Annotated in this window: 24 protein-coding genes; 10 read left to right on the forward strand and 14 right to left on the reverse strand. The window is 52.4% G+C overall.

Annotated elements, in window-relative coordinates:
- Positions 1 to 78: 78 nt before the first annotated feature.
- Positions 79 to 873 carry a hypothetical protein gene (locus CA264_RS09450; protein WP_025606627.1) on the reverse strand — a complete coding sequence of 265 codons (795 nt, stop codon included), beginning with the start codon at positions 871 to 873 and terminating at the stop codon, positions 79 to 81.
- A 501-nt stretch (positions 874 to 1,374) separates the two neighbouring features.
- On the opposite strand from CA264_RS09450, the gene CA264_RS09455 reads away from it, so the two are divergent.
- Positions 1,375 to 1,932, forward strand: coding sequence for a sugar O-acetyltransferase (locus tag CA264_RS09455; RefSeq protein WP_025606629.1), 558 nt, complete (start codon positions 1,375 to 1,377; stop codon positions 1,930 to 1,932).
- 43 nt (positions 1,933 to 1,975) lie between these two features.
- Here CA264_RS09455 and CA264_RS09460 read toward each other — a convergent pair whose 3' ends face one another.
- Positions 1,976 to 3,520, reverse strand: coding sequence for a hypothetical protein (locus CA264_RS09460; protein ID WP_025606631.1), 1,545 nt, complete (start codon positions 3,518 to 3,520; stop codon positions 1,976 to 1,978).
- Positions 3,521 to 3,668: 148 nt separating this feature from the next.
- Here CA264_RS09460 and CA264_RS09465 point away from each other — a divergent pair, with 148 nt between their 5' ends.
- From CA264_RS09465 to leuB, 4 genes are read left to right on the forward strand one after another with little or no spacing between them, the layout of a single operon-like run.
- Positions 3,669 to 4,835 carry a 2-isopropylmalate synthase gene (locus tag CA264_RS09465; protein WP_025606633.1) on the forward strand — a complete coding sequence of 389 codons (1,167 nt, stop codon included), beginning with the start codon at positions 3,669 to 3,671 and terminating at the stop codon, positions 4,833 to 4,835.
- Between the two features lies 1 nt (position 4,836).
- The gene (gene leuC, locus CA264_RS09470; RefSeq protein WP_025606635.1) at positions 4,837 to 6,231 is read left to right on the forward strand and encodes a 3-isopropylmalate dehydratase large subunit; all 1,395 of its coding nucleotides are present in this window, start codon (positions 4,837 to 4,839) and stop codon (positions 6,229 to 6,231) included.
- Positions 6,231 to 6,827, forward strand: a complete 597-nt coding sequence (gene leuD, locus CA264_RS09475) for a 3-isopropylmalate dehydratase small subunit (RefSeq protein ID WP_025606637.1) — start codon at positions 6,231 to 6,233, stop codon at positions 6,825 to 6,827. The genes leuC and leuD overlap by 1 nt, the downstream gene beginning before the upstream one ends.
- Positions 6,815 to 7,936, forward strand: a complete 1,122-nt coding sequence (gene leuB / locus CA264_RS09480) for a 3-isopropylmalate dehydrogenase (RefSeq protein WP_025606638.1) — start codon at positions 6,815 to 6,817, stop codon at positions 7,934 to 7,936. Before leuD ends, leuB begins: the two co-directional genes overlap by 13 nt.
- A gap of 150 nt (positions 7,937 to 8,086) precedes the next feature.
- Here the strand turns inward: leuB and CA264_RS09485 are convergent, their stop codons facing one another.
- A complete protein-coding gene (locus CA264_RS09485; protein ID WP_036775996.1) occupies positions 8,087 to 8,335 on the reverse strand; it encodes a CBU_0592 family membrane protein in 249 nt (82 codons plus the stop codon).
- Between the two features lie 106 nt (positions 8,336 to 8,441).
- On the opposite strand from CA264_RS09485, the gene CA264_RS09490 reads away from it, so the two are divergent.
- From CA264_RS09490 to CA264_RS09500, 3 genes are all read left to right on the forward strand, one after another.
- Entirely contained in the window at positions 8,442 to 9,335 is an 894-nt protein-coding gene (locus tag CA264_RS09490; RefSeq protein WP_025606642.1) for a LysR family transcriptional regulator, read from the forward strand.
- A 2-nt stretch (positions 9,336 to 9,337) separates the two neighbouring features.
- Positions 9,338 to 9,850 carry a hypothetical protein gene (locus tag CA264_RS09495; RefSeq protein WP_211332070.1) on the forward strand — a complete coding sequence of 171 codons (513 nt, stop codon included), beginning with the start codon at positions 9,338 to 9,340 and terminating at the stop codon, positions 9,848 to 9,850.
- Between the two features lie 181 nt (positions 9,851 to 10,031).
- Positions 10,032 to 11,093, forward strand: a complete 1,062-nt coding sequence (locus tag CA264_RS09500; protein ID WP_025606644.1) for an NAD(P)H-dependent flavin oxidoreductase — start codon at positions 10,032 to 10,034, stop codon at positions 11,091 to 11,093.
- A gap of 132 nt (positions 11,094 to 11,225) precedes the next feature.
- Here CA264_RS09500 and CA264_RS09505 read toward each other — a convergent pair whose 3' ends face one another.
- The 9 genes from CA264_RS09505 to CA264_RS09545 form a co-directional block, all read right to left on the reverse strand.
- Positions 11,226 to 13,058 (reverse strand): ATP-binding protein, encoded by a 1,833-nt coding sequence (locus CA264_RS09505; RefSeq protein ID WP_025606646.1) that lies wholly within the window; start codon positions 13,056 to 13,058, stop codon positions 11,226 to 11,228.
- Between the two features lie 46 nt (positions 13,059 to 13,104).
- Positions 13,105 to 14,253: a universal stress protein gene (locus CA264_RS09510; RefSeq protein ID WP_036776380.1), complete on the reverse strand. Its 1,149-nt coding sequence runs from the start codon at positions 14,251 to 14,253 to the stop codon at positions 13,105 to 13,107.
- A gap of 55 nt (positions 14,254 to 14,308) precedes the next feature.
- Entirely contained in the window at positions 14,309 to 15,397 is a 1,089-nt protein-coding gene (locus CA264_RS09515) for a porin (RefSeq protein ID WP_036775999.1), read from the reverse strand.
- 321 nt (positions 15,398 to 15,718) lie between these two features.
- Complete coding sequence (locus CA264_RS09520; RefSeq protein WP_025606651.1) at positions 15,719 to 16,282, reverse strand: K(+)-transporting ATPase subunit C; 564 nt, start codon at positions 16,280 to 16,282, stop codon at positions 15,719 to 15,721.
- A 185-nt stretch (positions 16,283 to 16,467) separates the two neighbouring features.
- Entirely contained in the window at positions 16,468 to 18,519 is a 2,052-nt protein-coding gene (gene kdpB, locus CA264_RS09525) for a potassium-transporting ATPase subunit KdpB (RefSeq protein WP_025606653.1), read from the reverse strand.
- A 115-nt stretch (positions 18,520 to 18,634) separates the two neighbouring features.
- Positions 18,635 to 20,332, reverse strand: coding sequence for a potassium-transporting ATPase subunit KdpA (gene kdpA, locus CA264_RS09530; RefSeq protein WP_025606655.1), 1,698 nt, complete (start codon positions 20,330 to 20,332; stop codon positions 18,635 to 18,637).
- Positions 20,333 to 20,356: 24 nt separating this feature from the next.
- Complete coding sequence (gene kdpF / locus CA264_RS09535; protein WP_071784601.1) at positions 20,357 to 20,434, reverse strand: K(+)-transporting ATPase subunit F; 78 nt, start codon at positions 20,432 to 20,434, stop codon at positions 20,357 to 20,359.
- Positions 20,435 to 20,476: 42 nt separating this feature from the next.
- On the reverse strand, positions 20,477 to 20,836 hold the full coding sequence (locus tag CA264_RS09540) for a DUF7674 family protein (protein ID WP_157593669.1): 360 nt from the start codon (positions 20,834 to 20,836) through the stop codon (positions 20,477 to 20,479).
- Positions 20,837 to 21,198: 362 nt separating this feature from the next.
- Positions 21,199 to 22,554 carry a sigma-54-dependent transcriptional regulator gene (locus CA264_RS09545; RefSeq protein ID WP_025606659.1) on the reverse strand — a complete coding sequence of 452 codons (1,356 nt, stop codon included), beginning with the start codon at positions 22,552 to 22,554 and terminating at the stop codon, positions 21,199 to 21,201.
- A 335-nt stretch (positions 22,555 to 22,889) separates the two neighbouring features.
- Between CA264_RS09545 and CA264_RS09550 the strand changes: the two genes are divergently transcribed.
- Entirely contained in the window at positions 22,890 to 23,105 is a 216-nt protein-coding gene (locus tag CA264_RS09550; RefSeq protein ID WP_025606660.1) for a hypothetical protein, read from the forward strand.
- A gap of 113 nt (positions 23,106 to 23,218) precedes the next feature.
- On the forward strand, positions 23,219 to 24,166 hold the full coding sequence (locus CA264_RS09555; RefSeq protein ID WP_025606661.1) for a phospholipase D-like domain-containing protein: 948 nt from the start codon (positions 23,219 to 23,221) through the stop codon (positions 24,164 to 24,166).
- A gap of 145 nt (positions 24,167 to 24,311) precedes the next feature.
- Here the strand turns inward: CA264_RS09555 and CA264_RS09560 are convergent, their stop codons facing one another.
- Both CA264_RS09560 and CA264_RS09565 read right to left on the reverse strand, forming a co-directional pair.
- Positions 24,312 to 25,049: an SDR family oxidoreductase gene (locus tag CA264_RS09560; protein WP_025606663.1), complete on the reverse strand. Its 738-nt coding sequence runs from the start codon at positions 25,047 to 25,049 to the stop codon at positions 24,312 to 24,314.
- A gap of 78 nt (positions 25,050 to 25,127) precedes the next feature.
- A complete protein-coding gene (locus CA264_RS09565) occupies positions 25,128 to 25,694 on the reverse strand; it encodes a Crp/Fnr family transcriptional regulator (protein WP_025606665.1) in 567 nt (188 codons plus the stop codon).
- Between the last annotated feature and the right edge of the window lie 143 nt (positions 25,695 to 25,837).

Genomic DNA, 25,837 nt, shown 5'->3' on the forward strand with positions numbered 1-25,837 from the left:
CGCTTTCACGGGCTACACCGGGTAAAATAAAAAACCCCACCTCGTGTGAGGTGGGGTTTACAGGTATGTTGTATACGGTTACGCAGCAGCCGACTGTCCGTCTTCGCGGTCCTCGATCACCTTCTTCAGCTTCTCGATGGCCTGCGCGGCACGTTCTTCGTCGAAGCGGTTGATGTTAAGCAACATCTTCGTTTTCTCCTGGCGCGTAATGGTCGGGTTATTCAGCAGGCGTATAATTTCCTCTTTCTGCTTGGCAGAGGCATAGCGCACGCTGGCTGACTGCTCCTCTTCCGCCGGAGCGGCATCCTTCGCCTGTGGTGCCGTTGCGGCGGTAGAAGATTTCATGGTTGCCTTCTTCTCGGTAGGCACGGCAGGCTTGGCAGTTTGCTCGTTGCCGCCGTAGTCCATCTCTTCAGAGGGAGTAGGCTCGTAACCGGCCGCACGTATAACCCAGGCCAGGATGTTACGGTAAGCCTTACCGATAGCGCGTGTCTGCGCCATAGAGGCAATGGCGAACTCCTGGTAATACTTCTTACCCTGCTCCCGGTTAGAGCAGATTGCGAAACCTGCCCCCACTATCTGCTGGCTCCGTAGATCGAGCAGGTTTACCTTTGCCTGGTATTTTATCTCATCGTCTGTGCTGATGTTCACCACATGCTCCACCACAGGCAGTATGCCCAGTCGGGAACCGGCATACTGCCAGCCTTCCACGTTCACATACTCTTTCCCCTGTATATTCTGGAACAGGCGGTTTTCCTTGATGAATTTTGCCAGGTCAACAGCCAGGTGGAGCGTTTCATCAGACTTGGCTATATCATAGCTTTCGACCTTTGGTTTGCTCTGCACTTTCGTCTCTTTATTTGGTTGATTCATACTCATTTAGCTTCATAGTTATTGTACATATATCTAACAGAGCCGTGCAGCAAATAGTGCAAAAAATCAAAAAAAATACACATTTTACACTACTGAATATCAAGTAGTTATAAATTATTTTCAGACACTATTCTGTTAATGCCGGCCCTGCGTCAAAAAGCTAAAAGTTGAGCAAAGGGTGAAGTATAAATACGAGGAACCAGGCCTTTGAGATACCCCTCGCAGAAAGTATAAAAAGTGGCCGCGTGTGTGCTGTGGCTGCTATTAACTCGCAGCGCCACCTGCAGCAAACATTTGGCAAAACAACGGGCGGAGAAACTGCCTCTCTCTTTGTGCCGCTGCTTCCATCACACCAACTAAGCCCTGCGGCAACAAGACAGGCTGTTTGCTCGTGTTATACCTGCTGCCCCTTAACCGCTTGTAGCGAAGCGCTTCCGGCCGTAGAAACCGGAATAAACGAATAGCAACACGGCGTTGCAGCAGGTAGCCTAAACATACCGCATGAAAACGGAAAAAGAGAAGATGCTCTCGGGTGAGCTATACAACCCGCTGGATGCACAGCTGTCGGAAGAAAGGCTGCGGGCGCGGTTCCTCCTAAAAGAGCTTAACGACGCCAGCGAAGACCAGAAAGAGGAACGTGCCCGCTTACTGAAAGAGCTAATGCCCCACGCAGCTGCGGACCTCTGGATACAGCCTCCCTTCTACTGCGACTACGGCACCAACCTGCACATCGGCGAGAAGGTGTTCTTTAACTTTAACTGTGTGGTGCTCGATGTGATGCAGGTAAACATTGGCAGCAGAACGCTGTTTGGCCCGAACGTGCAGATCTACACCGCCACGCACCCCCTGAACCACCAGGAGAGAGCCTCCGGGCTGGAGTTCGCAAAACCGATCAGCATTGGAGAAGACGTGTGGATTGGCGGCAGCGTAGTTATCTGCCCCGGCGTAACAATCGGCGACCGCGCCGTTATAGGGGCCGGAAGCGTGGTGACCAGAGACATTCCCCCCAGCGTGTTCGCCGCCGGCAACCCCTGCCGCGTCATCCGGGAGCTGCCTTAGCATTTGGGCACAGGTAGGGCCCGCCTGCCGCTGGAGACAGCACTTACTTTAACAGGGCGAACTTCTGCCTTATCACTTCCTGCACCGGCACGTGCTGTATCTTACTCTCTAACCAGGAGATGATATCCAGGTAGAGGAATGGGCGGCGCTCGATAGGGTTTTCCGCAATAGCCATCAATTTATCTTTGAGGGCTGTAAACGCGTGCTTCAGTTCATGCGGTGCCACGCTGCCAAGGTTGCGCAGAAACCGAAAGATCTCTACCTGCATCTGGTGCTGGTCGTTCATCTTACCCAAAAAGCGGTAGACAGACCTGACCTGTAGTTCCAGTTCATAATCATCTCCCGCCTCGTAATAGGCAATGAGCCTCAGGATACGGGCAAAGCACTGGATATCCTCCCGCAGGTTGGTGTCCGGGTAGTTGATGATCTTGTTCAGGTACGTAATTGCGGTCTGGTTATCGCCGCTCCCGAAGTATAGGCTGGCAATTTTGAAAAAGAAAATAAGCCTCCGGTGCGGGTCGAGCTGCGGCTCGTACTGCTTTAGCTTCTTCAGCAGCTCAGGCACCATGGTGATGCCCCCCGAGAAGTCTCCCCGCATGAAACAGGCGTTGAGCTTGTTGGTGTAGATGTAGAGGAACAGTAAGACCTCTGTGTTAGGGGTATCCCGACGGTCTTTATCCGCCGCGTAGCTTTCCAGCTCCTGCAGCACCTGCTCAAACCGGGAGTAGTACTGCAGGTTAAAGAGCGCCGCCAACAGGTTATGCAGGCCCTTGATGTAGAGGGCGGACTGGTGGTGCTTCATTTCGGGGCTGGCCTTAAACAGGTCCACCCACTTTTGCGCATAGCGGTAACACGCTTTAAAATCCTGCACCAGGTAATAGTACCACACGTGCGCCTGGAAGTGGTAAAGCCTTTCCATGAACCCGGCCTTGGAAAGCTCTATCGCAGGCAGGCTCTCTCGGAAAAAGTTCTTAAAGCGCTCAAAGTCCTCCCCGGTTTTGGCGTGGCCTGCCTGCACGTATAAGCCGTACAGCCGCAGGGCAACATTGGAGCGCTCATGCATCTGGGAAACATGCAAAGCGAGCTCCGTGGCCTCGGCCGACAGGGAATCGGCACGGCCACTAAGGCTCCGGGTAATATACTGCGACTCAATCTGTTTTTCAAAATCGATGGCCGTAAGGGCAACATGCTGTAGCTGGGCCTGCAGCGCCGCTGATTTTATTTTATCCAATACCTTCAGGCACTGTTGATAAAGGCCCTTGTTGTACAGCACACGGGCATAGCCTAGCTGCTCCTGCAGCTGTATGTCCGGGTTTTGCCCGGAGTGGTACAGCCGCAGGCTGGAGAGCAGCTGCCTGTACAGGTTGGCCTTGAGGTTAGGCAGCTGCACTTTTTTCAGGCTGGGCACAAGCTCCGGAATCTTCTCGTCCTCATACTGCGCCAGGCTGTCGAGGGCATCAAAAAGTTGCAAAAACTTTAGCCCTTCGTTTGCCCCCTGCCTCTTGGTAAACAAACGGAAATGCCTTTTCTCAGAGCGGGTGAGGGATTTCACCAACTGGAAAACAGGGTCTGTACTTGGGTTAGGCATTGTATGCGCTCGTTTGTTAATTATCTGTAAATTAATACCATATACACAAATACACGGTCTATGGAAATTGTAGCCCGTCTTCAAATCTTGTTTTTGTAACAGCAGGCTATGGCGGATCTTTAAATCAGTACCAAAGACCAAATAAAGGATGTCAGCTCAGAAAATACAAATATTTGATACAACCTTACGAGACGGAGAGCAGGTTCCGGGCTGTAAACTGAACACACACGAGAAGCTGGTTATAGCCAAACAACTGGAGCTGCTGGGGGTTGATGTGATCGAAGCCGGATTCCCTGTTTCAAGCCCGGGCGACTTCGAGGCAGTGAACGCTGTCGCCAGGCAGACGAAGGAAGCCATCGTCTGCGGCCTGTCCAGAGCTGTTGAAAACGATATCCGCACGGCAGCCGAGGCGCTGCAGGGCGCCCGCCGCCCAAGGATCCACACCGGCATCGGCACCTCCGACCTTCATGTAAAGTATAAACTGCGCACTACCCGCGAAGAGGTGATATCACGTGCCGTGGAGGCCGTAAGGCTGGCCAAAAGTTTTGTGGAGGATGTGGAGTTTTATGCCGAGGATGCCGGCAGAACAGACAACGCGTTTCTGGCCCGGGTGTGCGAGCAAGCCATCAAGGCCGGCGCCACCGTGCTGAACATACCGGACACAACCGGCTACTGCCTGCCAGAGGAGTACGGAGCCAAGATCAAGTATCTTTACGAGCATGTAAACGGCATCGATAAAGTGTGCCTTTCCACGCACTGCCATAACGACTTAGGTTTGGCCACGGCCAATTCCATAGCCGGTGTGGTAAACGGTGCGCGCCAGATCGAGTGCACCATCAACGGTGTGGGGGAGCGGGCCGGCAACACCGCCCTCGAGGAGATCGTGATGATCCTCCGCCAGCACCCCTACCTGAACCTGAGCACCGGGGTTAACAGCAAACTGCTGACCGAAACATCGGCACTGGTTTCGCACATGATGCGCATGCCCGTGCAGCCCAACAAAGCCATCGTGGGGGCCAATGCCTTTTCACACTCCAGCGGCATTCACCAGGACGGCGTGATCAAGCACCGGGAAACCTACGAGATCATCGACCCGCGCGATGTTGGGGTCGATAACTCCTCCATCGTGCTCACGGCACGCTCGGGCCGTGCGGCGCTGGCTTACCGGCTCCAGAAGCTGGGCTACAACTTCGATAAAGAAACATTGGATAAAGCATACGGAACGTTCCTGCACGTTGCCGACGTGAAAAAGGAAGTGGTGGACGAAGACCTCCATGTGCTGGTAGAAAAACAAAACCTTGTTGCAGCGAACTGATATGGGAAAGACCTTATTCGATAAAATCTGGGATGCGCACGTGGTGCGGAGCATCCCCGGCGGGCAGGATGTCTTCTACATCGACAAACACTTAATCCACGAGGTAACAAGCCCGCAGGCCTTTGAGGAGCTCGAAACGCGCGGCCTGCCCCTGTACCGGAAAGACCAGATCGTGGCCACTGCCGACCACAACGTGCCGACCAAGAACCAGCACCTGCCCATTGCGGAGCCGCTCTCGCGCTCTCAGGTAGACAGGCTCTCGGAAAACTGCGCAAAGTATGACATTCCGCTCTACGGCCTGGGCCACCCTTACCAGGGCATTGTGCACGTGATAGGCCCCGAGCTCGGCATCACGCAGCCCGGCATGACGATGGTCTGCGGCGACAGCCACACCTCTACTCACGGAGCCTTTGGGGCAATCGCCTTCGGTATCGGCACCAGCCAGGTAGCGCAGGTCATGGCGTCGCAGTGCCTCCTTTTATCCCGCCCGAAGCGCATGCGCATCACCGTGGATGGAGAGCTGAGGCCGGGCGTTACAGCCAAAGACCTGATCCTGTACGTGATTGCGGCCCTGGGTACGGGTGGCGCCACAGGCTACTTTGTGGAGTACGCCGGCAGCGCCGTTCGCTCGCTCAGCATGGAGGGGCGTATGACCGTTTGCAACATGAGCATAGAGATGGGCGCACGTGGCGGCATGATAGCCCCGGACGAAACCACCTTTGCCTACCTGAAAGGCCGCCCGTTCGCCCCACAAGGCGAGCAGTGGGAAAAAGCCCTTGCGTACTGGAGCACCCTGTACTCAGACGAGGACGCCAAGTTTGAGGTAGAGTACCGCTTTAAGGCGGCATCCATCACGCCAATGATAACCTACGGCACCAACCCGGGGATGGGCATCGCACTGAATGCGGCCATCCCATCGAGCGTTGGCGCCAGCGAAGTGGCCAGCTTTGAGAAGTCGCTGCACTACATGGGCTTCCAGCCTGGGGAGTCGCTGCTTGGCAAGCCCGTGGACTACGTGTTTATCGGCAGCTGCACCAACTCCCGCATCGAAGACCTGCGCCTCGTTGCCAAGTATGTGGAAGGAAAGAAGAAAGCCAGCCACGTGGAGGCCATCATCGTGCCCGGCTCCAAACAGGTAGAGGAGCAGGCAAAGGCCGAGGGGCTGGACAAGATACTGGCGGCCGCCGGCTTTGAGCTACGGGAGCCCGGCTGCAGCGCCTGCCTGGCCATGAACGAGGACAAAGTACCGGCTGGCGCCTACTGCGTTTCCACCTCTAACCGCAACTTTGAGGGGCGCCAGGGTCCGGGGTCCAGAACGCTGCTGGCCAGCCCGCTTGTAGCTGCCGCCTCAGCGGTAGAAGGTAAGATTGTTGACGTAACCCAATTTGTGAGCTAATGGAAAAGTTTGAGATCCTGCAGTCGACAGCCGTGCCGCTGCCGATTGAAAATATCGATACAGACCAGATTATACCTGCCCGCTTCCTTAAAGCCACCTCCAGGAGCGGCTTTGGCGAGAACCTGTTCAGAGACTGGCGCTACGACAGCAACGGCAACCTGAAAGCGGAGTTTGTGCTCAACAGCGCACGCTACAAAGGCCAGGTACTGGTGGCGGGGAAGAACTTTGGCTGCGGCTCCAGCAGAGAGCATGCTGCCTGGGCCCTCTATGATGCTGGCTTCCGCGTGGTTATCTCCAGCTACTTTGCCGATATCTTCCGTGGCAACGCCCTGAACAACGGCCTGCTCCCTGTGCAGGTATCAGACCAAGTACTGGAGCGCCTGTTTAAGCAGATCGAGAAAGACCCGGACGCCGCCTTTACCATAGACCTGCCTGCCCAGCAGCTGCGGGTGCCGATGTGGGAGGAGACGATCCCCTTCGACATCGACCCTTACAAAAAAGAATGCCTGATTAACGGCTACGATGACATTGATTTTTTAGTGAACCAGAAAGAGGCGATCGAAGCCTACGAAAGGAGAAGAACATGGGTGTATTAAACAAAAGAATCGCAGTGCTGGCCGGAGACGGTATTGGACCGGAAGTATGCCAGGAGGCCGTCAGGGTGCTGAAAGCTGTGAGTGAAAAATTCGGGCACGAGTTTACATTCGATAGGCAGCCGATGGGGGCCTGCGCCATTGAGGCCACCGGTGATCCCCTGCCCGACCAGACGCTGGAGGCCTGCTACCTGGCAGATGCCATTCTGTTAGGGGCAATCGGGGATCCCAAGTATGACAATAACCCTGCTGCCAAGGTAAGGCCGGAGCAAGGGCTGCTCAAGCTTCGAAAGTCGCTGGGGCTGTACGCCAACATCCGGCCGGTGACAGCTTACGAAGTGCTGCTCCCCTACTCCCCTCTAAAAGATGCGCGCATTGCCGGTGCCGACATGCTGTTTTTCCGTGAGCTGACCGGTGGCATTTACTTCGGCGAGAAAGGGCGCATAGCTGACAGTGCGTATGACCACTGCACCTACAGCCGCTTCGAGATCGCCCGTATAGCCCACCTTGCGTTTAAGGCGGCGCAAAACAGGCGCGGCAAACTCACGCTGGTAGACAAAGCCAACGTGCTGGAGACCTCCAGGCTGTGGCGCGAGGTAGTGCAGGAAATAAGCCCTTCGTACCCAGACGTAGCCGTAGACTACCTGTTCGTGGACAATGCCGCCATGCAACTCATCCTTAACCCGAAACAGTTTGACGTTATTCTGACAGAGAACATGTTTGGCGACATCCTCTCGGACGAAGCATCAGTGATTGCAGGCTCGCTGGGGCTCCTGCCATCGGCCTCCGTTGGTGAAACGGCAGCCCTGTTTGAGCCAATCCATGGCTCTTACCCGCAGGCCAAAGGCAAGAACATCGCCAACCCGATTGCCATGATTCTTTCCGCCGCTATGATGCTCGAGCACTTCGGGCTGCAACAAGAGGCTGACCTGGTGAGGAGATCTGTACAGGTGGCTCTGGATAAAAAGATTGTAACGCAGGACTTAACTCCTCCAACCCTTGCTTACTCCACAGAGCAGGTAGGCGCTTTTATTGCGTACTGCGTTTTGGGAGGAGCTGTAGAAGGCCTGCACAAGAAAAACATGGAAGTGGGCATGAGCACAGTTATTTAAGCTGCCCTATGCACCGTGGTGAAAGCCACCTGTCCCCAGCACAAGAGGTGAAGCCACGGTTGTGGTTTCACCTCTTGTGCATTTAGGAGACTTCTCTGCGCTCATACCACTCCTACCCCGATACAGAACTTAAAACAAACGGTGCAACGCCTATGACGGCAGCATGTTTACACGCACCAGCGCTATTACAGCCATCAGCAGAAAGATGGCATTCACGACCCAGCTGGCGTGTGCTTTTTTAGAGGCGGCGTACAGTGCCATTAAAAGGCAGCCAAAAATCTGCATCCCCAGGTACTGCACCGATTGGCTGCTGATAAAATTCAGGCTGTTCAGGCTGAAAGCCAGTAGGGCAAACACTGCTCCTACCCAACCTATACCTTCCCACACATACTTTCGCATTGGCAACTTTGCTTTAAGATTTAGAGTTACTGCAAAGTAAAGGGGCAAGGATGGCCATAAAAATGCTAATATTGGCTTTAGTGATGCAAAAAATGAATCAGTTTACATGGAGCTACAGCAGATAAAGTACTTCCTGGCACTGGCCCAGGAGCTGCACTTCTGGAACACCGCTGAGCGAATGTTTATTACACAGTCTGCCCTCAGCAGGCAAATCAAGGCGTTAGAGGAAGAGCTCGGGGTTCGGCTTTTTGAGCGGAACAAGCGGAGTGTGAAACTTACCGAGGCCGGCGCGTTTTTACGGGAGCAGTGGCTGCCCCTACTCGATGAGATTAACCGCGTTCACCTACAGGCCCGGAAGATACACGAAGGGGCCTTTGGTACGGTGCGGATCGGTTACCCGGGTTCTATTGCCTACAGCTTTATGCCCGATCTGATCACTAGTATATCCCAGACGCTGCCGGAGCTAAAGGTGGAACTGGTGGAGCCGACAGACATCAGTTTTGAGCAGCTGCTGCTTAACTACCAGATGGACCTGGCCTTCAGGCGCGACCCCGCGGAGAACCCGGCCCTGCAGTCTACCTGCCTGTATTCGGAGCCGTTTACGCTGGTGGTACCCAAAGACCACTGGCTTAACGAGGAGAACTTTGCAGGGCTCCACGACCTGAGGAACGAGAAGTTTATCCTCTCAAACCTGGCGCAGAATACTTTTTATACTTCCAGCCTTCGGCAGATTTTTGATGACCAGGGCTTTGCCCCTGATGTGCGCGTTGAAACGGACTTCGGGGCGATGGTGCTCGGCCTGGTCTCGAAGGGACTTGGCGTCACTATCCTGCCGCATTCTTACTCTTTCAGTGCGTTGCCCAACGTGCGCTTTATCACACTGCCGTATAAGGTGAACCTCTACGTAGCCTGGCGTAAAAACGACAGCAGCTCCGTACTGAAAAACATACTGTGTCAGGTGTCGGAAGCAGGCGCTACGTACATAACAGGCAGCCGCTAAGATTGGGAAAATGCTTCAGCACCTTAACTCTAAACAACATACCTAACGCTTCAGAAATGAAAAGCAAAACCCTCCAGAACGTTGGCTCCGTAGCCGTTATGTGCCTAACTCTGTTTGGCTGTGTCACGAGTAATCAGAAGCTGTTTTCCTCCGTTGAGCCAGCAAAAGACCCCTCTTACGGGTATACAGCAGAAAACCCCATCGCAATAAAAAACACGGACCTTAGCAGTAGCGTTAACTCCTCCTATTACTTCTTGTCTCAACTGCGGTCAAGTAATGGCAACAAGCTTGAAATAATCAGAAGGTACTCCGTAGACAACCCCAACTATACAAAGGCCGCGGCTCCTGTTGTAAACCAGCATACAGGTGCCCCCCTTAGCTATGGAACTGGCCCCTTCTTAGACTTCTACATGCTAAAACCGGTAAATGAGGCCGACACCATTAAGCTGTACATCAACCCTTATCACAAAGGAGAAATAAAAGTACCGGTTGGGCTACAGTTTGAGAAGGAGTAAAGAGCCGCGCTGGCCGCATGCCCAGCTGCTCCTCGCTACAGGCAAGCTACAATACCAGGAAAAGGATTGTCCCTGTCGCTCTTAAAGCTTTTATCTTTACAAGTATGCTGATAGGCTGAGTTACCAGTTCCAGCCTGCGCCTGTCTTGTAATATAAACCAACACGCCAACTAATTTAAACTATGAAATGGACAAACCAACTCACTCAGAAGCTACAGCTTGAGTACCCGATCATCCAGGCACCCATGCTGGGGGTCGCTACGCCAGAAATGGTGGCGGCGGCAACAAAAGTAGGTTGCCTGGGCTCCCTTCCCTTAGGCGATTTCCCTGCCGAAAAGTGCGCTGAGATGATTCGCGCGACCAAACAACTAACACCCCGCCCTTTTGCAGTCAACATTTTCGCCCACGACATACCCGCGCCTTCGGATGAGCTGAAAGAAAGGTACGCAAAAGCAAAACAGTTTATAGAGCAGTTAGCGCAGCAGCACCACTTGCCGGTAAAGCTTCCGGGGTTTGAAGAGTTAAAGCTTCATAGTTACCGAGAGCAAGTAGAGGCCATTATAGCAGAAGGTTGCCGGACCGTGAGCTTTACGTTTGGCAACCTGGATGCACCGTCAATCGAGAGGCTGAAAAGCAAGGATGTTACGTTAATCGGCACCTGTACTTCCGTTCAGGAGGCGCAACTCCTGGAGCAGTCTGACATAGACGTTATTTGTGTGCAAGGCATTGAAGCAGGCGGGCACCGGGGGAGTTTCACCAACGGTTACCTGCCGCAAACGGGTGGCTTGTCCTTGTTGTCGCAGGTATACGAGTCGGTGAGCGTTCCGCTTATTTACGCTGGGGGCATCTACAACGCAAAGACATTGCTGGCGTCCAAAACACTGGGGGCGCAGGGCTTCCAAATCGGAAGCCTGCTGTTAGGCGCTGCCGAGAGTGCGCTGAAGGAGTTTGAGAAAAGGAGGCTGCGAGAAGTAAAGGAAAGCGAGATTGTCCTGACCAAGAGCTTTTCCGGGCGCTATGCAAGAGGAATCAAAAACACCTTTATCGAGGCCGTAGATAGTTCGGAGCATATTTTACCTTACCCTTACCAAAACAAACTGACGAAGGAATTACGCAAACTTGCAAAAGCCAACGAAAACCCTGACTTCGTGAGCATCTGGTTGGGGCAGTCTATCAACGGGTTTAGCAACCAGCCAACTGCAGACATTCTAAAGGAGTTGATCAAGGCAACGGAGCAATTTTAGCGTTGCTGTGGTTTCACCAATACCTTCAGGCATAAGTATAAGCAATGGACTGGTGCATTTTTCACGCCACCGCAACCAGCAGAGGCAATTTTGCATAGCATCAGCAGAAGTATAAACGTATAGCTGCCCCTATCACACCTCCGCCAGGTGGTACACCGGCAAAGAAACGACGAACGTACTACCAGCCCCCAGTTCACTCTCTACCCAGATACTGCCACCCTGCGACTCAATAAACTCTTTTGAGATAGAAAGCCCCAGGCCAGCTCCGCCTTTGTACTGCTCTTTACCCGGTATCTGCACAAACTTCTGGAATATCTTGCTGTGGTTTGATGCATCAATACCGGGGCCGTTGTCGTGTACTTTTATCAGCACCTGCCTCTCCTCATCCTCTGTTGTGATGGTGATCACGTCGCCTTCCGGGGAGTAGCGCACGGCATTGCTGAGCAGGTTAATCAGCACCCAGGTCGTTTTCTCTACATCAGCCATGACATCGGTTAGCTGGTTTTCCAGCTGCACCTCTACCCGCAGCTGTTTCTGCAACAGTTGCAGGCTGATCACCTCTTCTGCATAATGAATGATGTCCGTGATGTTCGTTTTCTGTACGTTCAGCTGAATATTCCCAGATTCCAGCCGCGACACATCAATTAACTCCCCTACCATTTTCTGGAGGCGTGACGTTTCCTGCTTCAGCGTACGGATAATGCCTGTCTGCTCTTCATTCATAGCGCCCACCCGTTCATTCTGGAGCAACTTTAGGCTGTACCCTATGGAGGCCAAGGGCGTTTTCAGTTCATGTGAAACGGTTGCCAGGAAGTTAGACTTTGCCTGGTCCAGCCGTTTGAACTCACTTACGTTCCTTAGGGATACAACGTAGCCGTATAGCTCACTTTGCTCCTTCAGCTCGTTGTAAGAAACAATGTCTAAAACACTTTTACAGTAATATGCTTCCTCCCCTCCTTCAGTAACGGTTAGCAAATGGTCATCTGATGTTCTGCCAATCATGATATCTTTCACCAGTTCCCGGTACAGGTCGTTCTCGTTTTCCAGCTCCTGCGACTGGCGCCCCACCAGGTTTGCCCGCTCCATGCCCAGTAGCTTACAGGCAACTGGGTTTGCCTCTGTTACCTGCAGGTTGTGGTCCAGCAGCAGCAGTCCTTCATCCAGGTTCTGCATGATAAGCTCAATCCGCTTTTTCTCTGACATGAGCACGTTCAGGTTCGAGAACTCATACTCCTGCAGTTTCTTCAGCATGCTGTTATATACCTTTGCCACGCGGCTAAACTCATTGCGGCCCCGCACAGGAATCTTTTTAGAAAAATCCTTACCAGAGGCTGCCTGAATAGAATCCACCAGCATGTTGATAGGCTTGGCTATGGCTGCGGGAATTGTCAGCAGAAAGCCTAGCGTCAGCAACAGAGCCGCAGTCAGGGCCACTAAAGTATAAACTCTAGTCTGCTGCGCTATGTGCTGTGCATGGTCGCTTTTCGAGATCATGGCATCCATGTTCATGCTGAGCATCTGGTCCAGCTGGTCGCGCAGCAAACGGTACCGCGGCAGGAGCTCTACGTAGTAGGCATTGGCATCTAAAGAATCGTTTAGGAGCAGGATGCGGTAGTGCTGAAAACCCTCCGCCACGTCTTCCACCAGCTGCCCCTCGCCCGGCTCGGTGATGTTGCCCTGCTCCTTGCGCAGGTTAGCAGCAAACACAGCCATGTTCTCCCGAATCATATCGGCTTTTACCTCGGGCGTTACATCCGAAAAGAGTAACTGCTGTTTGGCGGCCTGCATGTTATCGAGCGATGAGATCATGCGCTTGCCCACCTGCAGCGTGTAGAGGTTAGCTTTGAGGATATTACGCGCGGCCCTGTCCAGCTTGTTAACGTTGGTGACAGAGTATACCCCGAGGGCTAATAACACCACCAGAATAGTCAGGTAGCCAAGCGTAACTTTTGTTTTTAACTTCATGAAAGTATAAATAATGTTTTAAAGCTACTGAGATATTCGATGCCGCTTAAACACTCACCAGGAAAATGTCCAGGTCTATCCCGGCATCTGAAACGGCACGGATGATACGGCGGGTCTGGCTGATCTTAAACCAGTCGCTGAAAGACTTTCGCCCGGTTACGCCGCAGATAAGCAGGGTAGCTTGTTTGTCCTGCGCCACCTGTAGTATCTCCTGTGCCACGTGGCGGCCTTTCAGCCGGATGATCTGCCCGCCCAGCTGGGTAGCCAGCTGCAGGTTATTGATCAGGTGGCGCTGCTTAGCCAGGCCAACGGTATCCGTGTTTTCCTGCTCCGTCTGCACGTACACCACATACCACTTGGCCCGGAAGCGGTCTGCCATGCGCGAGGCTTTTCGGATAATCTCTTTTGCCGCTTTCTCATTGGTGTTGATGCAAGCCACCAGCTTGTCCAAGTTTTTGCGTGAGGCCATGGCCACTTCCAGATCAATGCGCTGCATCAGGTGGTTGGATACTTCGCGCAGGGCCAGCTCGCGCAGCTGCAGCAGGTTCTCCTTCTGAAAAAAGTTTTTCAGGGCCGCCTCCACCTTTACCTTATCGTAGATCTTCCCCTCCTTCAGCCTGTCCAGCAGCTCCTCTATCGTGAGGTCGATGTTGACAATATCGTCAGCGGCTTTCACCACCTTGTCCGGCACCCGCTCCGACACCTCCACCCCTGTAATCTTTTCGATCTGATAGTTCAGGCTCTCGATATGCTGGATGTTTACGGCGCTGATCACGCTGATACCAGCCTGTATCAGCTGCTCCACATCCTGCCAGCGCTTTTCGTTTACAGAACCCGGCACATTGGTATGCGCCAGCTCATCTACGATCACGACCTCTGGCCTGCGCTGCAGCACCGCCTGCAGGTCCAGCTCCTCCAGCATGCGGCCTTTGTAAAAGATAGACTTGCGCTTCATCACAGGCAGGCCTTCCAGCTGCGCCTCGGTTCCAGCTCTGCCATGCGTCTCCACATAGCCAATCAGCACATCTACCCCGTGGGCCTGTAGTTCCCGGGCCTCCTGCAGCATGCGGTATGTTTTTCCGACGCCAGCCGCCAAGCCGATGTACAGCTTAAAGCGCCCCTTCTTCGACTCCTGCAGCAGCCGCAGAAAGCGATCTGCAGATTTACTGTTATCCTCTTCTTCCTTTGAGTTCATGTTTTTCAAGCTTACATGGAGCAGGCATGCAGTTAGCACTACCTGCCTGCTCCTTCTAGAACTTCAGCGCAAAAGAGGTTACCAACAGCAGATTATTGTCTTTTATGCCTTCATCGCCGGCAAATATCCTGTCTTTGGAGTCGTAGCCGCGTGCCTCCACCCGCCACAGAAAGTTGGGAGCCGGAGCATAATCGAAGTTCAGCGAGGCGCTGGAGGTCTGGAAACCGTTGGGGCTTTGCGTGGAGATGATGATCTGGTCTTCATCGTTATAATGCTCTACACGACCTGCCAGGGCAAACTTTTCGCTTAACCGGTAGCGCGCCAGCACCATGCCGGCGTACCAGCTGCCTTGCTCCCTGCTATCCCAAAGCTCCTGGCGACCATAGTCCACGCTGCCGGCTAAGTTAAACCTGTCGGAGAAAGTATAAGCCGCATAGAAATTATGGAAGTAGCGGCGCTTGCTATCCGTTTCATCCGGCGCTTCGTTGCCGTAGTAGTTGTTGTAGCTCAGCGTGAGCTGGTCTGTAGGCGTATAGCTAATGCCGAAGCCCAGTGATTTGGCGTCGTTTGTCTCCTGTATGTTCTGCCAGCCGTTCAGCACCAGGAACTTCATCGTCACCTTGTCCGACACCTCCGCCGTTAGTTGGGCACCCGTTTCAAAGTAAGGTGAGTTTTCGGCCATGAGGGCACGCGTGTAGATTTCGTTGTTGAGGGAGAAAGTGCTTTCATAGCCAATATGCGAGGGCAGAATACCCATATCCAGCCACACGCCTTCGGCCAGCTTTACCCCGGCGTTTGCCTGCGCGATGAGCTGCGTCAATTCATTTGGCTCGGCAGCATAGTTGGCCTGCACATAAGTACCCGTGTGCAGCGCCAGCGTGGCCCGCACTTTATCGGTGGCATAATCTGCCTGCAGAAAACCCCAGTTCAGGTTAAACTCGTTGTGGCGGAAAGCCTGGGTGGTATAGAGTCGGTCTTTGTCTACAGGTTTCGAGAAATCATAGGCATAGTATACATCCACGCCGCCGCTCAATTTAAACGGCTTTTCCGCTTCTTCCATACCTAACGAGTCGGCTGTTTGCGCACTTGCGGCAAAGGTTACCAATAAGTACAGCGCTAAAAGTATGGCGAATAAGTATTTCATCTGTGTAAATGTTCTTGTTGATGCCGCAGCCTGCGTAGCCGCGGCTTTTGTGTATGTTTTAGTTGATGAGTACCAAACCCAAGTATAGTTGAAACATGTAGTCGCTGGTGCGAGCTTGCAGCTCGTACCTTGCCCAACCCTCACTTTTACTGCTGCCAGTTTAAACGTACTGACAAAGAGTAAGATCAATTTGTATCTGGCACAATTTAATCCATGCTTTGCGCTAAAGCTGTACTTGCTGAATGTGTGATGTGGGCGTGAAGGTACGAGCAACAAGCTCGCACCAGCGGCAGAGTACATCTGCAGCGGGCAGTAATCAAGCTACCGCTGCGCGTTCAGCTGATCCAGCGCCACATTCAGCTTCAGCACGTTTACTTTCTCCGGGCCAAGTATACCCAGCAGCGGAGCCTCTACCTGCTCCTGCACCAGCGCCCGCACCTGCTCCACGGGCAGGTGGCGTACGCGGGCAATGCGTTCTATCTGCACCAGCGCCCCCTGCGGCGATAAATGCGGGTCCAGGCCGCTACCCGAGGCTGTTACCAGCTCTGCCGGCACCTCCTTGCGCTTTACCGTTGGGTTCTGCTCCAAGAAGGTATCAATGCGCTCCTGTACCTCTGCCAGGTACTCCGGGTTAGAAGGGCCCTTGTTTGAGCCGCCGGAGCCGCCGCCGTTGTACGCCACCGCCGATGGGCGGCTGTAAAAGTAGCGATCTTCGGTGAAGGACTGGCCTACATTTTCGTAACCAACCACACGGCCGTTCACCGTTACTTGCTTTCCCGCTCCCCCGTTTGGAGCAGCCATCCTGGCAATGGCCCAGATCGAAAGCGGATACAGGAGCACAAAAAAGCCGATGCACCATACGGTCAGGATCAGGCTCTGCTTCATGATGTTTCCTGTGCCCTTGGGCTGAGAACTGGCCCCTCGGTTAGCTCTCTCCTGCACTGGCTTCTCTTTTATATTAGTTTCCATTTCGGATAAATTCAGATGTTTATACTTCTACTTTGTAAAGGAGCCGGGCGTAAGGCTTTGGCTCCTTCTTATACTTTTATACCTATGCAATTACAGCCTGACTAGCCCAGTCCAAACATGACCAGCAGCATATCAATCGCCTTGATACCGACGAACGGCACGATCACCCCACCCACTCCGTAAACGAGCAGGTTGCGGCGCAGCAGAGCACTTGCCCCAATCGGTTTATAAGCCACCCCGCGCAATGCCAACGGAATCAGGACCGGGATAATAATAGCATTGAAGATTACCGCCGAAAGTATGGCCGATTGCGGACTAGCCAGGTTCATGATGTTGAGCCCCTGCAAGGCAGGTATAAAAGCGATGAACAGGGCCGGCACGATAGCGAAGTACTTGGCTACGTCGTTGGCGATGGAGAAGGTGGTGAGCGTGCCGCGGGTGATGAGCAGCTGCTTCCCAATCTCCACCACCTCGATCAGCTTGGTTGGGTCGTTGTCGAGGTCCACCATGTTGCCAGCTTCTTTGGCTGCCTGTGTACCGGAGTTCATGGCCACGCCCACATCGGCCTGTGCCAGTGCAGGAGCATCGTTTGTACCGTCGCCCATCATAGCTACCAGCTTGCCGCTGGCCTGTTCTTTCCGGATGTAGTTGAGTTTGTCTTCCGGTGTGGCCTCTGCAATAAAGTCATCTACCCCGGCTTTTTCGGCAATAAACTTCGCTGTTAAAGGGTTGTCGCCGGTTACCATCACGGTTTTTACGCCCATCTTGCGCAGGCGCTCAAAGCGCTCCTGTATGCCCGGCTTAATGATGTCCTCCAGCTGAATCACCCCCTGCACTTCCTCGTTTGCTGCCACCACCAAAGGGGTGCCTCCGTTAGCGGCAATCTTTTCAATCGTTTCCGTTACGTTTGGATGTAAGAGGTTGCCGGCGTTCTCTGACATTTTACGAATGGCATCGTAAGCTCCTTTGCGGATGCGTGTGCCGTTTGCCAGGTTAATACCGCTGGAGCGGGTCTCGGCCGTGAATTTGATAAACTCCACCTGGCGCATGTCCGGCTGCGGCACACCTACATTCAGCTCCTGCGCCAGCTCCACGATAGACTTACCCTCAGGTGTTTCATCTGCCAGCGAGCTAAGCACCGCCTGCCGGATAAAAGCATCTCTATCTACACCCGGTGCCGGGTGAAACTTAGTGGCTCTGCGGTTACCGATGGTAATAGTGCCTGTTTTATCCAGCAGCAGCACGTCAATGTCACCAGCAGTTTCCACGGCCTTGCCTGATTTGGTAATTACGTTGGCGCGAAGTGCCCTGTCCATCCCCGCTATACCGATGGCCGAAAGCAGCCCCCCGATCGTAGTCGGGATCAGGCACACAAACAATGCTATCAGGGCGGCAATCGTAAGCGGTGCGTTGGCATAGTCCGCAAAGGGCTTCAGCGTGACGCAAACCAGCAGGAAAGTCATGGTAAAACCTGCCAGCAGGATCGTCAGGACAATTTCGTTGGGCGTTTTCTGGCGGCTGGCTCCCTCCACAAGGGCAATCATCTTATCCAGGAAAGACTCGCCCGGCGCAGTCGTTACCAGTACTTTTATCTGATCTGACAGCACCTTGGTACCGCCTGTTACCGAAGACCGGTCACCGCCTGCCTCCCGTATCACCGGAGCAGACTCACCTGTAATAGCAGACTCATCAATGGAGGCCAGGCCGTCTATAATCTCCCCGTCCGTTGGGATTAGCTCCCCGGCCGATACCACGAACACATCGCCTTTTTTGAGCTGGGAAGAGCTGACTTGGGTTACGTTTCCTTTGGCGTCCACCACATTGGCAGGCGTTTCCTCACGTGTCTTGCGCAGCGAGTCCGCCTGTGCCTTGCCGCGAGCCTCGGCAATGGCCTCTGCGAAATTGGCGAAGAGCAAGGTTATGAGCAGAATCAGGAAGATGGTGATGTTATAGCCCAGGCTTCCCTGCGAGGTATCACCTGAGATGAGCAGGTACAAGGTGACCAGCAGCATCACAAAGGTGCCCAGCTCCACCGTGAACATCACGGGATTTTTAATCATTTGCCTTGGATTGAGTTTCACGAAGGACTCCGCCAGTGCCTGTTTTACCAGCGGCCCTTCAAACAATCCGGTTTCTTTATTTTTAGCTGTCATTTCTTTTGTATTTAAGGCGCAGACACAAGAGGCGTTGCCACAAACTGGCAGACGGGGTGCTCCAATGCGTTACCGGGCTTACCCGCTTCGCTTCTTGCTGCGCCGTTTATATCTTTTAGTAGATGGTGAAGTATTCTGCAATAGGGCCCAATACCAGCGACGGGAAGAAAGCCAGTGCAGCCACAATCCAGATCACGAAAAACACCATCAGGCCAAAGGTGCCCGTATCGGTTTTCAGCGTACCGGCAGACTCCGGGATATAGCGTTTGCTGGCCATGATGCCAGCTATGGCCACTGGCCCTATAATGGGTAGGTACCGGCTCAGGATCAGCACAAAACCTGTGGTGATGTTCCAGAAGGGCGTGTTGTCGCCGAGCCCCTCAAAGCCGGAGCCGTTGTTCGCGGCAGAGGAAGTATACTCGTACAGCATTTCGGAGAAGCCGTGGAAGCCGGGGTTGTTTAACCAGCCGATTTCCGGGTTCTGTACATACACATAGGCCGCTAGCGCCGTACCTGAAAGTATAAGGAAAGGGTGCAACAGCGCGATTATAATGGCGATCTTTACCTCCCGGGCCTCTACCTTCTTACCCAAAAACTCTGGCGTGCGCCCCACCATCAACCCGGAGATAAACACGGCAATGATGATAAAGACAAAGAAGTTAAGGAAGCCCACACCCACCCCTCCGTAGAAGGAGTTGATCATCATGCCCAGCATGGTATTCATACCTGAAAGCGGCGTGAGGGAGTCGTGCATGGCATTCACGGACCCGTTGGAGGTAACCGTGGTGCTGGTGGCCCACATACCTGAGGCAGCAGCGCCCAGGCGCATTTCCTTGCCCTCCAGGGAGCCCAGACCTTGATCAATGCCCATATTGGAAATGGCAGGATTGCCGTTCATCTCGAAGTATACGGTTGTCGTCAGCAGCAGCAGGAAGCCTACCGTCATGGCACCGAACACCATCCACCCCAGGCGCTTGCGGTCCAGGTAAAAGCCTAGCGCAAAAGCCAGCCCAATCGGTATCAGGATGATCACCATGTTTTCTACCATGTTGCTCAGGTAGGTAGGGTTTTCGAGCGGGTGCGCGGAGTTCACCCCGAAGAAGCCACCGCCGTTGGTCCCCACCTGCTTGATCGCGACCATAGCGGCTGCCGGGCCTCTGGATATCTGCTGCTCCACTCCTTGCAGAGTAGTGATGGTGTCTTTGCCTTCGAACGTCATCGGTGTGCCCTGCGTGGCAACTATTACCGCTACCACCACACTTAAAGGCAGCAGAATGCGGGTACAGCTTTTCAGGAAATAGTCGAAGAAGTTGCCCAGGTGCTGTGTGCTGCGGCTGCGCATGGCGTTGAATACCACGGCGCAGGCAGCCATACCTGTGCCTGCCGTCACGAACTGCAAAAAGCACATGACCCCCAGCTGCGAAAGGTAGGAAAGCCCCGTTTCGCCGGAATAGTGCTGCAGGTTGCAGTTTACCAGAAAGCTGATAGCCGTATTAAAGGCCAGGTCAGGCGACATGGACGGGTTGTTATCGGGGTTCCAGAACGGGTGGTGGCTCTGCGTCATCAGCAGAAACATAGCCCAGAAGAACCAGATCAGGTTAATGCTTAGCAGCGCGACCATACTTTGTTTCCAGGTCATTTCGCGGCTGGCGTCGATGCCGCTCATGCGGAAGAAGAAGCGCTCCAGCGGTGCCATAAAATCAAGCCAGGTACGCTCTCCTTTGTATACTTTCGCGATGTATTTGCCCAGTGGCAACCCAATGGCTACCGTGAGCAGGAACATGGCGATTACTCCTAGTATATCAGTTAACATTTTTCTTGTGTTGTGGTAGTGAACTTAGAATTTCTCGGGTTTTAGCAGCACGTAAAACAGGTAGCCAAACGTGACGATGCTTAGGATGAAAAGTGCAATCATATCTTTTGTGTGTATAGATGAGCTTCATAGGTTGGAAAGGCATTAAGGCAGCATGTTGTGCGTCATCTGCTGAGAGCAACGAACCAGGGCCGGCCCCATCAGCAAGCGCCACTGCAGCGAGTTATCTCCGTTGTAAAGGTGCAGGGCATACAGGTAAGAAACCTGCAGCGCGTGGCGCACCTGCTGATCGCCTTCCTGCAACAGCTTGTTTGCCTCCCGGAAGCATCGGCGGGCGCCGTCGAGGTTAACGGCATCGATAAAGCGGTTGGTGTAAGAGGCAAAGCAGGCCAGCTGGCGGTGCAGGTTGCGCTTGTTCTCTTCTAAACTAATCTCAGGTGCCAGGTCCGGAAATTCCTGGCTCAGCTCCTTCGAAATTTCATGATGCTGTATCATAGCGCTCATAGAAAAGAAATTAAATGTTGTCAAAAAAATCAATGGATTTGTAAAAGAGCCAGAAGCAGGCAAGCCCGGCTACCAGCAGTAAAATCGTCATCAGCACTTCATTCATAGTATAAATGGTTTGTTGTGCCAGACCTTTAGTCAAGGGGGGTGCCAGGAAGTATAAAGTATGGGCTACCCAAGTATAAACCGCAACTAATCAAGCCATTTCACACTTGCGCTTTTCCTGGAGGTGATCCAACAAAAAAGCCGACCCTACCATTTTGGTAGGGTCGGCTTTTCATATCGGTAGGCTATACTTGCGGAAACGCGTCAGCGGCCGCTATACTTAGCTCCTTTTTGATCACCTATACTTGAGGCAGTTTTTAGTTCAGGCCATACTCCTGCACCTTGCGGTAAAGCGTGGTCAGGCCGATGTGCAGGCGGCGGGCGGCTTCGGTTTTGTTGCCGTCGGTCTGTTCCAGTATTTTCATGATGTGCTTGCGCTCCACGGTACTGAGGGAGGTATCGCTTTCAGAAGCCTCCAGGGAGGGAGCTGCTGTCCAGAACTCTGCGGGCAGGTGCTCGGGCGTCAGTTTTTCTTCATCGGCCAATATAACGGCACGCTCCATCACGTTTTTCAGCTCCCGGATATTTCCCTTCCAGGGGTAATGCTTCAGCTTCTGAATAAACTCTTCGCTCATCCCCTCCAGCCGACGGTTCATTTTCAGGTTGTACAGCTGCAGGAAGTGCTGCGCCAGCAGAGGGATATCCGCCTGTCGCTCCCGCAGCGTTGGCACCCTTATCTTGAACACCGAGAGGCGGTAGTACAGGTCAGGACGGAAGCGGTCTGCCTCGGCTTCAGCCTGCAGGTCGCGGTTGGTGGCGGCCACAATGCGCACGTTCACTTTTACAGGTTTTGTATCGCCCAGCTTTGTAAAGGATTGCGTCTCCAGCACGCGCAGGAATTTGGCCTGTAGTTCCGGCGGCATCTCCCCTATCTCATCCAGGAAAATAGTACCGCCGTTGGCTTCTTCGAACAAGCCTTTCTTATCGGCCATCGCCCCGGTAAAGGCTCCTTTCTTGTAGCCAAATATCTCCGACTCCAAAAGGTCTTTCGGGAAAGCGCTGCAGTTGACGGCCACAAACGGTTTGCTGCGCCTTGGGCTGGCACTGTGGATGGCCTGCGCAAACAGCTCCTTTCCCACGCCTGTTTCGCCTTCGAGCAACACGGTCGAATCCGTGGCAGCAACGCGTGCCGTTAGCTCTTTGGCCTGTTTTAAGGCGGGTGTATGGCCGATAATGGTATCTAAGGTAAACTTAGCCTCCACTTGCTTTTCCAGCTCGGCCACCCGTTTGCGCAGCCTTGCTTTGTCGGCAGCCCTGGCCACTGTTACGATCAGTTGCTCGTCGTTCTCCCCTTTGGTCAGGTAATCAAAGGCCCCCTGCTTCATAGCACTTACGCCATCCTGTATCGTTCCGAAGGCCGTCATCAGGATCACCTCCGGCAGCGGGTACTTTTCCTTTACCTTGCGCAGGATGTTCAGGCCATGGTCGTCGGGCAGCTTCACGTCGCTCAGCACCACCTCCACCTCCTCTGCATGGTTCTCCAGCAACTCAAACCCCTCGCGGGCGTTTTTGGCCTGCAGCACCTGGTATCCCTCCAGCTCCAGCACACGTGCCAGTACCTGCCGCAGGTTGTTTTCGTCATCGATGAGGAGAAGCGTTGAATTTGTTTGCATTACTAAAAGGTTTTGGTGCCGCCAAGTTAAGGAGTTCTTTCGTTACATGGTGAGTAAGCTTTTCCTAAGGAAGAGTTCTCCTTCTGATTATACTTCTACAGGCATGGCAATGCATAGCTTCATTCCACCACCGCCCATTCAAAACACAACCCAGACACTTGCAGGAGCTGCGCACGCTGCGGGGTCTTGTTGGCTGCTGCGAAGCAAGCGCATCCTGTTAATCCTCTAATCCTACAAATCCTGCTTCAGGTATTTATAAAAGTCTATATTCTTATACTTGATGTTATCAATTTTTGTAACTTGTATTTGCGTTACACCACCTACTACTCGTTTACATGACTACGAAAACAAATAATACTGCCAAACCCAAGGCAGAAACAGATTTGGCATCCTTTCCCTTTGCTATTCCCAATACGCGGGAGATTGCTTTAGCTGAGAAACAATCCAAAGATCTCCTATTCTCGCTGCTGCAGAAATGCCTGGTTGACCAGCAGGCCGATAAGGCCCCTATGAACTCGCTGTTTAGCATCAGCAAAGTCAACTTTTTGTGACTCCATACACTGTGGCACTACCTCTCGGCGCTATGTAGGGTCCGAAGCGGAGGATGATGTCGGGGTTCCAAAACCTGTAAAACAAACTATTATTCGATTACATACCACTTACAATGTCAAAATTTATTACTGGTAAAGAGCTGGAAGATGCTGTTTACAATATTATCTGGGAGGCAAAAAGAGATCTTTTGATTGTGTCACCTTACATCAAGCTTGATGACTATTTTAAGAACCTGTTTAAAAAGCACCTGAACAGCCCAAAACTGCACATAAACATCATCTTTGGGAAAAATGAAGGGCAGGTAAGCAAGAGCTTCAGTAAGTCTGATCTGAAATTCTTTATGCAGTTTCCCAACATCAGCCTGGTTTACGTGCCCAACCTACACGCGAAATATTATGCCAATGATGAAGCAGGAGTTTTAACCTCCATTAACCTTTATGACTACTCTTTCAAAAATAACATAGAATACGGTGTGATATTCGAGTCGAAAGGTATTAGTCTGCTATCAAAGCAGTCTGATACGGCCGTGTGGGAAACTAGTCTTGACATAGCAAATGACCATGAAGTGGTTTACGTAAAGCGTCCGATTTTTGAAAAAGGTTTACTTAGCAAAAACTACATGGGCTCTAAAGTACTACTAGATAGAACGGAAGAACTTTATAAAGCCAAAACGCTGGAAAGAGGCAAAAAGAGACTTGAGGATTTTGAAGAAGAGCTTGACGCCAACGACTACGCAAAAAGGCCTAGCAGAGAAGAGGTCGAGAAGCAGCCAAGGCCTGTCTACAGTGAACAAAAAGTTTCTGAGCGGCCTTTCCAGCCAGGCTACTGCATTAGAACAGGAGAAAAAATAGCCTTTGACCCAGAGCGGCCTTTAAGTTATCAAGCCTATAAAAGTTGGGCTCAATTTGGAAACGAAGATTACCAGGAAAACTTCTGCCACTACTCAGGTGAGCCCTCAAAGGGTGAAACAAGTGTTCGTCGACCTATACTTTACAAGAATTGGAAGAAGGCGCAGGAATTTAGCAACAGCTCAACCCCTAGGTTTGCCAAGGGTTTATAAAGGCAATACATACAACACTTGAAACACAAGAGCGAAGAGCAAAAAATTTGCTCTTCGCTCTTGTGTTGACAAGGTCTACAGCGTACTTAAAGAGGTAGACTTATAGAGACGCGGCAAGCCTAGGATCTTGTACAGTGCCCCCCTTCTACCACGGAATTTCGCCAGTTTCAGGATTGGTCTCTTCGCTGAAAAACTTTCCTGTTGGTCCGTTCTGGTCTAGTAGCGCATACCTTACAATGCGCTTCCCGGCTTCTTCGACCTCACCCCCATTGTGATTCGTGAAATCGGTTTTGGTATAGCCGGGGCACACCGCATTTACTTTAAAGGCCGTGTCACGCAGTTCGTAGGCCAAATGAACGGTGTACATGTTCATGGCGGCCTTTGAAGAAGCGTAAACCGCATACTTGGCATAGTCATAGGCTGGCCAGCTTGGGTTGCTTTGCAACGAAAGAGAGCCTACGCTGGTGCTTACATTCACAATTCTTGGCTCGGCCGACTTGCGTAGCAGGTCAATAAAAGCCTGCGTGACCCTTGCCACGCCCAGCACATTGGTGTTGAAGGCTGCGGTAAACTGATCTGCTCTCGCCTCAAGTGCGGTATACGGCATCCCCCCGTTGATTCCTGCGTTATTAATAAGCACATCCAAGGCACCTGATTTTTTACCGATGTCCTCACGGGCAGCTTTGACTGAGCTTTCATCTGTTACATCCAGTTGGATGGCCTCTGCGTTGGTCAGCCCTTCCGACTTCAGCTTTTCAACCGCCTCGAGCCCTTTGTTCAAGTCACGGCTTCCGAGGTAAACGTAGAATCCTTTTTGCAGCAGTTGCTTTGCCGTTTCAAAGCCGATGCCTTTGTTCGCTCCTGTAATTAATGCTGATTTCATTTTTAGTGCTTTTTAGATGACTTAGGCAAAAGTGCACCTTCTAAAAATGAAGCCGTTTACCATTTGGTAAAAACAGTTCTAGCGGATGTTCTTCCGTATTCTGCTCAACGACTGCTGCGTCACCCCTAAGTAGGACGCGATATAAGCTAAGGGAACACGGTTGATAAGCGACGGATAGTTTTCCATGAACTCTAAATAACGCGTAGTAGCGTCTTGTGAAATGACGGGGCCTTTTCTGGACTTTTGGAACATGCAGGCATGCACCATCTTGTTCTTGATGCTGTCCCAGCCTACAATGGTGTGGGAGAGCTCTTCCCAATCCTGCTTCGAAAATAGCATGAGTTTACAGTCCGTACAGGCCTGTATGTATTCTGTAGAGACCAGGTTAGCTTCAAAATTGATGTAATCAACCACTAAACTGTTTTCGTTGATAAAGCAACGCGTGATTCCTTCCCCTTTGTTGTTGTAGTAACAGCCCCGCATCACACCTTCCACAATAAAGCCGACGTGCCTGGGGATACTTCCAGCCTGGGAAAAGTACTCGTCTTTTTGCAGGTCTGCTGCTATTGCTCTTTTTTCAACAAAGCTGATTTGTTGCTTGTTCAGGTTGCCAAACTGCAAAATGTACTCTATCAACTCTTTCATGACAGTAAGTTACACAAACTCATTTTTGAAGAACTTACCATATGGTAAAAAGTATCGCTTCCTTACTTAAAAAAAGTCATTGCAAGGATGAAGTCTTCTTTCACTAAAATGTTATCATCAAGTATAGATAACCCTGATCTTCT

The organism is Pontibacter actiniarum (assembly GCF_003585765.1).
GTDB lineage: Bacteria > Bacteroidota > Bacteroidia > Cytophagales > Hymenobacteraceae > Pontibacter > Pontibacter actiniarum.